The 8,616-nt window shown below is 58.6% G+C and carries 7 protein-coding genes; 5 read left to right on the plus strand and 2 right to left on the minus strand.

What is annotated here, in order from left to right; translation table 11 throughout:
• Positions 1–23: 23 nt before the first annotated feature.
• The 5 genes from ACXWUF_RS13815 to ACXWUF_RS13835 are packed head-to-tail and all read left to right on the plus strand — an operon-like array spanning position 24 to position 6,184.
• Positions 24–1,184, plus strand: a complete 1,161-nt coding sequence (locus tag ACXWUF_RS13815; protein WP_458495249.1) for a glycosyltransferase family 4 protein — start codon at positions 24–26, stop codon at positions 1,182–1,184.
• A complete protein-coding gene (locus ACXWUF_RS13820; RefSeq protein ID WP_458495250.1) occupies positions 1,184–3,016 on the plus strand; it encodes an ABC transporter ATP-binding protein in 1,833 nt (610 codons plus the stop codon). The genes ACXWUF_RS13815 and ACXWUF_RS13820 overlap by 1 nt, the downstream gene beginning before the upstream one ends.
• 27 nt (positions 3,017–3,043) lie before the next feature.
• Positions 3,044–4,138 carry a hypothetical protein gene (locus ACXWUF_RS13825; protein WP_458495251.1) on the plus strand — a complete coding sequence of 365 codons (1,095 nt, stop codon included), beginning with the start codon at positions 3,044–3,046 and terminating at the stop codon, positions 4,136–4,138.
• Positions 4,135–5,370: a twitch domain-containing radical SAM protein gene (locus ACXWUF_RS13830; protein ID WP_458495252.1), complete on the plus strand. Its 1,236-nt coding sequence runs from the start codon at positions 4,135–4,137 to the stop codon at positions 5,368–5,370. Before ACXWUF_RS13825 ends, ACXWUF_RS13830 begins: the two co-directional genes overlap by 4 nt.
• A gap of 55 nt (positions 5,371–5,425) precedes the next feature.
• Positions 5,426–6,184, plus strand: coding sequence for an FkbM family methyltransferase (locus tag ACXWUF_RS13835; protein WP_458495253.1), 759 nt, complete (start codon positions 5,426–5,428; stop codon positions 6,182–6,184).
• Positions 6,185–6,327: 143 nt separating this feature from the next.
• Here ACXWUF_RS13835 and ACXWUF_RS13840 read toward each other — a convergent pair whose 3' ends face one another.
• A complete protein-coding gene (locus tag ACXWUF_RS13840) occupies positions 6,328–7,251 on the minus strand; it encodes an O-methyltransferase (protein WP_458495254.1) in 924 nt (307 codons plus the stop codon).
• A gap of 29 nt (positions 7,252–7,280) precedes the next feature.
• On the minus strand, positions 7,281–8,291 hold the full coding sequence (locus tag ACXWUF_RS13845) for a radical SAM protein (protein ID WP_458495255.1): 1,011 nt from the start codon (positions 8,289–8,291) through the stop codon (positions 7,281–7,283).
• Positions 8,292–8,616: the final 325 nt, after the last annotated feature.

An 8,616-nucleotide genomic window follows, 5' to 3' on the forward strand; every position in this document is an offset into this window, starting at 1 on the left:
GCTGAGCTTCCTTGCCAATCAAAATGAGCCGCATCCTGCTATTCAGCGACCGCAACGGCATTTTCGGTGCCGAACAGATCGACCACCGGCTGGCCCTGGGCTTCCTGGCGGCGGGGTGGCGGGTGTCGATGGCCCAGCCGACGGCGGACAATGCCCTGATCGACGAACGCCGCCGACACGGTATCCCCCATTATTGGCTGCCGGTGGAAGACATCTACCACTGGCATGAACCCGCCCCCAGCCTGTCGGACCCGGCCCCGGCGGAGGACTGCTTCGCCGCCGCCCGCCCCGACTTGATCCTGTTCGCCGACAGCTTCCCGCTCGCCAATCTCGCCGCCAAGCAAGCCGCCGCCCGGCTGGGCATTCCCTTCGTGGTCCTGGTCCACTGCGTGCAACCGGCCTGGGCCGAACAGTACGTCGCTTGCCTGCCGCGCCTGCCAGCCGTGTACGCGGCGGCCCGCGAGGTGGTCGCGGTGTCCACCGAGAACCTTGACCTGCTGCGCCGCTATTTCGGCCTGGCCCAAGGGCGCGGGCGGGTCATCCTCAACGGTCGCCCGGACATTTTCTTCCAGCCCCGCGACGCGGCCGAGCGGCGGCGGGTGCGGGCCGAACTCGGCATCCCCGACGACCACCTCCTGGTCCTGACCATAGGCCGCTACGAGACGGTGAAGGGCTACGACCTGTTCCTCGACGCCCTGGATTTGCTGCGCCGCCGCCCGCACTGGCAGCGCCTCGCGTTCGCCTGGGTGGGCAGCGGCACGATGGACGATGTGTTGCGCTGGATCGGCTGGATGCTGGGCCGGGGCCGGGTGCGGCTGCTGGGCGAGCGCGGCGATATTCCGGCCCTGCTGGACGCCGCCGACCTGCTGGCCCATCCCGCCCGGTTCGAGGGAATGCCCTTGGTGATCCTGGAAGCCATGGCGAAGGGCTTGCCCATCATCGCGTCCGGCGTCAGCGGCATTCCCGAAGCGCTGGCCGAAACCGGGCTGCTGCTGCCCGCCCCGGACGAAACGGCGGATTTTCCCCGGCAACTGGCCGAGGCGATTAACGCCCTGGCGGGCGATGCCGAACGGCGCCACGCGCTGGGTGCCGCCGCCCGCGAGCGGGCCTTCGCCCACTTCACCCAGGCCCGCATGATCGACGACTGGAACGCCTTGATCCGCCGGATGGCGGCGCTGTCTTGATGACGCCACGCTGGCCGCAACGCCTGCGGCAATCCGGGGCGCATATCCGCTGGGCCTTCGGCACCGCCCATGCCGTCGCGCCTTGGCTGTTCGCCGCCGCCGCCCTTAACGCCGTGATTCTGGCCGTGTTGCCCGCCGGGATCGCCCTCTCGGTGCGCGGGCTGGTCAACAGCGTCGGCGAGGCCAGCGCCGGGACGCCGCTGGAGGAAACCGCCGCCTACCTGTGGCTGCTGGTCGGCTTCGGGGCCACGCTGGGCGGGTCCGTCGGCCACGCCGTCAATGTCTACATCACCCGGCGCTTCGAGATCGAACTCCGCAACCGCCTACACCTGGACATCGCCCGCCATCACGCCGCCATGCCCTTGGAGCGGATGGAGGACAAAAGCTACCTCAACGCCTTGCGCCGGGCGCAGACCAGCCCCGAAATCCACGTCGCCCACCTCTATAGCTTCAGCCTGGAACTCGCCACCAAGGCGGTGCAAATGCTGAGCTTGATGGCGATCCTGTTCGCCATCGAACCGTGGCTGTTCTTCCTGCTGCTGCCGGTGGGCCTGCCTTTCCTGCTGTTCCGCTGGCGATTGGTGCGGCGGCAGTTCGAGGCGGTCAACCGGCGGGTCGAGAAGGAGCGGCGAATCAGCTATTACGGCGGACTCTTGACCGACGTGGAGCAGGCGGGCGAGATCAAGCTGCTCGAACTCGGCCCGGTGTTCATCGACCGCTACCGCTTGTTGATGGAAGAATTGCGCCGCCTGCAACTCGACTATCTGGGCTTCGAGTTCATCGGCAACCTGCTGTTCGCCTTGGCCTCGGTGACGGCCATCTATCTCGCCCTGGCCCATGCCCTCTCGGCCATCGTGGCGGGACAACTCACCATCGGCGACCTGGCGATTTTCGGCGGGGCCGCCAGCCAATTGCGCGCCCTGGTGGATCAAAGCGTCGGACTGATTGCAGGGCAACGCTGGCAATTGTTGAACGTCGAGAAGCTGCGGGAGTTTTTCCAGATTGATCCGGGCACGAATTCGGGCGGCGCGGCGCCCATGGCAACCCTCAAGGGCCGGATTGAACTGCGCGAGGTGGGCTTCCGCTATCCGGGGTCCGCTCACGACACGCTGCGGGGACTCTCGTTCACCATCGAACCGGGCGAGACCGTGGCCCTGGTCGGCGACAACGGCGCGGGCAAAAGCACCATCGCCAAGCTGGTCGCCGGTCTGTACGAGGTCCAGGCGGGGTCGATCCTGTTCGACGGCCAGGATGTGCGTACCCTGGACCGGCGGCAGTTGCGACGGCAGATTGCCTGCGTGTTCCAGCAATTCGGGCGCTACGAGGCCAGCGCCGCCGACACTCTGGCCTTCGGCGATTGGCCGCGTCTCGGCGGCGACCGGGCCGCGCTGGAAGACATCGCCCGCCGCGCCCAGGTCCATGACCTGATTAGCGACATGCCGGAAGGCTACGACACCCAGCTCGGGCGGCGGTTCGGCCATCACCAGCCCTCCGGCGGACAGTGGCAGCGACTCGCCATCGCCCGCTTGATTGGGCGCGACGCCCGCCTCCTGATCCTGGACGAGCCGACCGCCAATTTGGATGTCGGTGCCGAGGCCGAACTGTTCGAGCAATTCCGCGCCCTCGCCGCCGGGCGCACCACGCTGTTGATTTCGCATCGGTTCTCCACCGTCTCGATGGCCGACCGCATCTTGGTGATCGACGGGGGGCGCATCGTCGAGAACGGCTCGCACCGGGAATTGTTGGCGTTGAATGGCCGCTACGCCGCGCTGTTCGCCCTGGCCTTCCGGTTCCCCGAACACCCGGCGGAACAATCCGCCCCGCCCCCGTAATCACTTCCGACGCCACCGAGCCAGCCCATGTCAGCCCCTCTGCAACCCCTCGAATCCGACCTGCTCTTAGCCGCTTTCCTGCCCCATCCCGACGCGCCGCCCGCCTGGGAACGCTGGCGGGATAGCATCGACTGGGACCGGCACATCGACCCGGAAGCCTTCACGCTGCTGCCGACGGCCCACCGCAATCTGCGCGGCCTGGGCGTGGATGACAAGCTGTTCCCCCGCTTCAAGGGCATCGCCCGGCACGCCTGGCTGGTCAACCAGCGCCGCTTCGCCGAAGTGAAGGACAGCCTGGACGAATGCGCCCACCACGGGGTCGAGTTGCTGTGGCTGCCCCCGGTTTGGCGCTGGCTGGCCGACCCGGCGGCGGTGCTGGGCCACCGGCATGGCCTGCAATGGGCGGTGCGGCCCGAACAGTCGGCGGCGGCGATTCAATGCCTGCTGCGCGTCGGCTGGCGACCGTCTCAAGTCCGGCTGCCGGAAAATCAGATTCCAGGCTATGTGCTGGGTGCCAAGCATCTCGTGTTGAAGTCGCCCAAGGGGGAAGCGGCGATGCTGACCTGGGGCTTGGAATGGTGGTTCGGCCAGCGCACGCCGGAAGTCTGGCGCCGCGCCATTCCCTTGGTGTTCGGCAAACAGCCGACGCTGGGGCTGGACCGCACCGACGCGCTGGAATTCGCGCTGCGCCAAGCGTCCCCGGATAGCGCCCTGGGCGGGCTGGCCGATGTGTTGAGCATCGCCGCAGAACCCGCCGCCATCGACTGGCAGCGCTTGGATAATGATCTCCGCCGCCAGCCCTTGCCCGTGGAACGGGCGGCGGTCCTGCCGCTGTTGAAGCCATTCCTCGACGGCTGGGCGGTGCCGGTCGAAGCGGCCCATTGGTGCGGGGAGCGCCAGCCGGACCCCGCCCCGGTCGCCGCGCCCGCGCCGCCCCTGGCCCGCTGCCGGCAGGACTGGCGGCGCTATTGCCGGGCCTGGGGCGCTCAGTACCGCCCGGCCACCGCCTTGTTGCAGCTACCCGGCTATCTCATGGGCCGCTGGCGGCTGGCCGATCCCCGGCAACTGCTGACGGGTTTGGCGGGCTGGTTGGGTTTTAAACGTCGCGGACAAAATCAATGAATAAACCCCCCATATCCAAAACCATTTGTGTCCTGCCTTGGCTGCATCTGAATATTATCCCGAGCGGCAAGGTGATTCATTGCTGCATGACCTCCGATATGAGCCATGAACTTGGCGATCTCGCCGAACAGTCATTGGAGGAGATTTGGAATAGCGACAATATGCGGGCGATACGCCGACAAATGTTGGCGGGGGAAAAGCCCAAGGTTTGCTCCAGGTGTTATGAAAAGGAGGAATCCTCGGGCGTGAGTCACAGGCTGCATTTCAACCGGGATTTTTTGCCCAAGGTTTTTGAAATACCGCGAATAACCACTCAATCGGGCCATGTCGATAAGATTGATCTTAAGTATTGGGATTTCCGGTTCAGCAACCTATGCAATTTCCGGTGCCGGGTGTGTGGTCCCGAATCGTCCAGCGCCTGGGTGCCCGACGCCAAGAAGCTGGGTTGGCTGAATGACCAGGACGCCCGTAAACTCCTGCGGGTGGAATCCGTCGAAGCGGTGCCGAAGATTGATTTTGTGAAAAGGTATTTGCACCAAGTGGAGCGGATTTATTTCGCCGGAGGAGAACCTCTGCTGATGGATGAACACTGGCAGATATTGGACATACTTGACGCCCAGCAAAGATATGATGTTAAAATTACCTATAACACCAATTTAAGCACGCTAAGTTATAAGAACAAAAGTGTGCTTGAATGCTGGCCGAAGTGGGGCCGCAAAATATCGGTCTGCCCCAGCATAGATGAACTGGACGAGCGGGCGGAATTGATACGCAGCGGCACCGTCTGGAAAAATGTCGAAGCGAATCTTTTAGCAATTGGTGGTTTAGGGGTTCGCCTCCGACCGAATATTACCGTGAGCGCCCTTAATGTTTTTCGGCTGCCGGAGATTATCGACAGGTTACTCGAACTCGGCGTCATCAAGGAAGACCGGGAACACTTCATCAATTTTACGCTTAACGTCGTGGAGGAGCCGCAGTGGTGTCACGTCAGCATACTTCCACTCGAAACGCGCCGGACGGTAAAGGAACGACTGATAAGGTATATATCGGATTTCCAGGAAAAATATCGCGCCGATATAAGCGCACATTTCAAGCACCTGCTTTGGCATTTGGAAAGAGACTGGAATAAAGCGAACCTGGACGTTTTCAAAAATATTTCCCGGCAAATGGATGTCTTGCGTAACGAAAAAACCGCCGACATTATCCCTGAACTCAAGGCGTTTCTTGAATAACGCACAGGCGTCACCGTCGGCATTCCTGCCGTCATCAACCTTAAGGTAATCAACTATGCGAGTGGAATTGCGACGCTTAGCACAACGTTCCCGCCAAACGCTGGAGCTTGCCGCGAGGCGCTTGACAAGGCGGCTATCGGACATCATCCGTCCACCGCTTTTCGAGTATCCAAACGAAACACTTAATGACCGCTGGATTGTGGAGCGGGTTTTTCCGGGAAAACGGAACGGCTATTTCATCGAAGCGGGTGCCGCCGGTGGAATCGCCGCGAGCTGTACTTATATCCTCGAAAAGGAGTTCGGCTGGACAGGGATTTGCGTCGAGCCGAATACCTGGTTCTTTTCCCAACTTGAGGCGAACAGGCCGAATAGTCGATGCGAGAATGTTTGCTTGGCCAGGCAAAGCGGAAAAGTCAGGTATATCGAGGGCAACGAGGCAACGGTCAGCCCTTATCTGGGAGGCATCAAGGAAAATCTTGAGAATATCAAGCACGAGGGCCAAAAGGTTGTCGAGCGCGGCAGGGAGGTGGAAAAAGAGGCCATGACTTTAGAGGCGATGCTCGATAAACACCAAGCCCCGCCTATCATTGATTATGCCGCCTTCGATATGGAGGGCAGCGAGTTCGATGTATTGGAGGGGTTTCCATTCGACAAATATACCTTCCTGGCTATCACCTTGGAATGCGATTGGAAAATCTGGCATGACGTTACCAATTTGCTTACCGCTAATGGGTACCAAGAAGTCAGGAACCCCTACAATGTGGACAAGCCATGGGAGCGATATTGGTTGTTCAAGGGTCGCGTGCCGAAGTGATTCCCCGGCAATTAAATGGTATTGGTTTTTCAGCTATACTCGAAACAGCTACAAACCGAACTTTTTAATCCCCCTCACCCCAGCCCTCTCCCAGAAGGAGGGGGGGCAAGATGTTCAGTTTGTGGCTGAGCGCAGTATACTAACTACTTCAACAGAACCAAACCCATTTCCTGATCCATTTCCACGGCCCACAGGACTCTAGGGTGGTTAGCCACTTCCAGCCAGCCTTTATGGCATTGTGGATCGGTCGAGGCAAACCGTGGATCGTACCAATTAATATCATCAAATAACACTACCGCGCCGGGCGGCAATAAAGGCAAAAGGGTTTGAAAATCGTTGATGTAATCATTTCTGGAATGTCCGGCGTCATGGAACAAGAAATCCAGCGGATTAAGGGTTTGGGCCAAGCGGGGAAGCACTTGAGAAGTCCAGCCATACTCGCAACTCACCCGCCCCGGATAACGATTTTCAAGTAGTTCGGACGTTATCTGATGAGCCAGTTCCGAACCTTCCACCGTGATAAGCCGGGTATCCGGGCCATTCACGGCGAGGGCTTCCAGCATAAACAGCGCCGACATGCCATAGGCCGTGCCCAATTCGAGGCAATACCCGCAACGCATGAAGCGGATAATGGTGGCGAGAATACGGCCTTTGTGACCGAACGAGGAACTCATTGCGAAATGGGCGCTAATATCACCGGCCCAGCTACCGCTTTCCACGGGACGTGTATCGCCAAATAGCGAGTCCGCGACTTGGGCGAGTTTTTCGGCCACCGCCAATTCCAGAGGCGGCAGATCGGCTAAGGCACCGAGCAGCGCCGCGAAGTGGCGGACATAGTCATGATTATGATCTTCTCCTTTGCTTTTGACGGTGGTGATGGAAAGAGTTTTTATTTCCAGGCAGGTGCGAAGAAGCTCCACATAGGCCACGGGAAATCGAATCGCCGCCTCCGACTTTGCCAAGGCCCATGGCAACACAATATCCAGATTAGAATCATCACGAATCTTCGCTATTTTATAGCTCGGTTTTCGGCGACGGCTAAATAGTTGCAATAAATGGTTTGTCATATTGTTTTTGTGAATTTGGTAAATAGGTTTCAATTATTGGGTGAGTGAGCATCTTGGTACATGATCAACGCTTTGATATTGTCGGGCTTTTGGATATGCATCTCCGCCTCTATGCGGGCTAATTCCTCGTAATCCACAATAGACGCCATCGATCCTTCCTGCTCGGAAAGCCAGTCTTTGGGACGGACTAGGGTATGCGGGCGTTGAACTCCGGCGGTAGCCAAGCAGTTGCGACAGGCTTGCAAGGGGTTGGGCGCGGTGAGATAGGCGTAAAGCTCGTCCCGGAAATCCGGGGCATCGCGGAGTTTGATTCCATCACGGGTATGTTCCTGCTCGGGTAGGTGCAGCATCCTCGGTATGAAAATGCTTTGTGGACATTTATAAATATAGCCATTTTGAAGGTAATGACAACCCCAAACATGGGCGGCTTTACAGGCGCGATAGATGCGTTCCACTAAGGCGCTATCGGTGGTTCCGTTTATTGAAAATGATCTGCGGAATTCATTAAAATTATAGATTTCCAATATTACATTAGAGGCTTTAGCCTTGTCCTTATAGCGCTCAAGAAGTTCCTGGCTTATGTTGGCACCTGGATAAATTGATATTTCAAGTTCGTCGATTGATTCCCAGAATTCTTCCTTCATGCGTGGCAATAAAAGTCCGTTGGTTAATACCCTGATTCGGCCACTAATCCCACTGGCTCGCACGGCCTTTATTACTTCATCAATATTGGGATGCAAGAGCGGTTCACCGCCGGTTAGATAGACGAGTAAGGGTTTGTAAACCTTGGCAAGAACGGCAAAATCACGGTAGAGAATCTCTGGATCGGCAAAGCCTTTCTTGGCGAGCGGAGAAATATGGTTGCAGTCCCGGCAGGACAGGTTGCAGTGATTAACTATTTCCGTTTGGCAGGCATAATTTGGAATAATCTTGCCATCGACGATGCGCACGCCGGGATTGGGAACACCGCTGGGTACGGCTGGCGTTTCCACCGCTTGTTTCTGACGTTTAATGAATGGCAGGAAAAGTCTTTTCAACATGTTGAGCTTCCAGTCGGTTTAAGGGGAAGTAATGCAAGGCTTGTAGCCCTAAAGGCATCTGCCAATGACCAAACTCGGTTGCCAACCAAAATAATTCCGGACAGCCGATCTTCCGCCATTACCATATTAAATATAAGGTAATAACAAGCCATGCATTCAAGATAAGGTTTTTTAACACATGCTTCCCGGCAAAAGCTAGCGCTCCCTGGCCGACGCTTCAAAAAGCAGGTATTGGATATTATCCGCCCGCCGCTTTTCGAGTACCGCAATGAAACATTATGGCAAAGTTTTATACAACGAAGGCGCTTCGGATACGGTTGGCCCT

The organism is Methylomagnum sp. (genome assembly GCF_054333355.1).

Bases quoted from the DNA above. Each gene is read 5' to 3' on its own strand.
- ACXWUF_RS13815 (WP_458495249.1), top strand. From the start codon at position 24: ATGAGCCGCATCCTGCTATTCAGCGACCGCAACGGCATTTTCGGTGCC.
- ACXWUF_RS13820 (WP_458495250.1), top strand. From the start codon at position 1,184: ATGACGCCACGCTGGCCGCAACGCCTGCGGCAATCCGGGGCGCATATC.
- ACXWUF_RS13825 (WP_458495251.1), top strand. From the start codon at position 3,044: ATGTCAGCCCCTCTGCAACCCCTCGAATCCGACCTGCTCTTAGCCGCT.
- ACXWUF_RS13830 (WP_458495252.1), top strand. From the start codon at position 4,135: ATGAATAAACCCCCCATATCCAAAACCATTTGTGTCCTGCCTTGGCTG.
- ACXWUF_RS13835 (WP_458495253.1), top strand. From the start codon at position 5,426: ATGCGAGTGGAATTGCGACGCTTAGCACAACGTTCCCGCCAAACGCTG.
- ACXWUF_RS13840 (WP_458495254.1), bottom strand. From the start codon at position 7,251: ATGACAAACCATTTATTGCAACTATTTAGCCGTCGCCGAAAACCGAGC.
- ACXWUF_RS13845 (WP_458495255.1), bottom strand. From the start codon at position 8,291: ATGTTGAAAAGACTTTTCCTGCCATTCATTAAACGTCAGAAACAAGCG.